The organism is Mesorhizobium sp. M7A.F.Ca.US.006.04.2.1 (genome assembly GCF_004022915.1).
Classification (GTDB): Bacteria; Pseudomonadota; Alphaproteobacteria; order Rhizobiales; family Rhizobiaceae; genus Mesorhizobium; species Mesorhizobium ciceri.
In genome coordinates, this window is sequence record NZ_RZQA01001491.1 from 1 (window position 1) to 738 (window position 738).

General features: G+C 67.2%; 1 protein-coding gene. It reads left to right on the plus strand.

Features of this window, described 5'->3' with window-relative positions:
* The coding region (locus EN925_RS38265; protein WP_164894795.1) for a CBS domain-containing protein at positions 1–711 on the plus strand (711 nt) is incomplete at its 5' end.
* Positions 712–738: the final 27 nt, after the last annotated feature.

Below are 738 nucleotides of genomic sequence, written 5' to 3' on the forward strand. Positions count from 1 at the left end.
CCGCCGGGCGGAGCGGCCGCGCTGACCGCGGTGCTGGGAGGGCCTGCCGTGATCAGCGCCGGCTTCCTGTTTCCATTCGTGCCGGTGGCGCTGAACTCGATCCTGCTGGTGGCGCTCGGCTACGGCTTCCACAGGCTGGCCCGGCGCAATTATCCGCATGTGCCGGTTGCGGCGCCGGCAAACAGCCACGGCACCGGCGATCTGCCGGCGCAGCTGCGCGTGGGCTTTCGGTCGGAAGACATCGATGCCGCGCTTGGCGCACTCGACGAGACGTTCGATATCGATCGCAACGATCTCGACCGGCTGCTGCGGCAGGTCGAATTGCAGGCGATGGTGCGCGCGCACAAGACCCTTCTGTGCGAGGACATCATGTCGCGCGATGTGATCTCGGTCGATGCTCACACCTCCACCGACGCGGCGCGCCAATTGCTGCTTGACCACAACATCCGCACCTTGCCGGTCGTCAATGCGGAAGCCAGGCTGGCAGGCACGGTGGGGTTGCGCGAACTCACCCAGGCCTCGGGGACGGTTGGATCCGTCTTAACGCCCGCGGCAACAGCCGCCGCCGGCGTCGCCGCCATGGGTCTGCTGCCCGTCCTCACCGACGGCCGCAGCCATGCGGTCATCATCGTCGACGACGACAAGCGGATTCTCGGGCTGATCACCCAGACCGATCTGTTGGCGGCCACGGCGCGCCTGCAGGCTGCCTGACAAGCCTTCGCTCGCACTGTAGTGTAG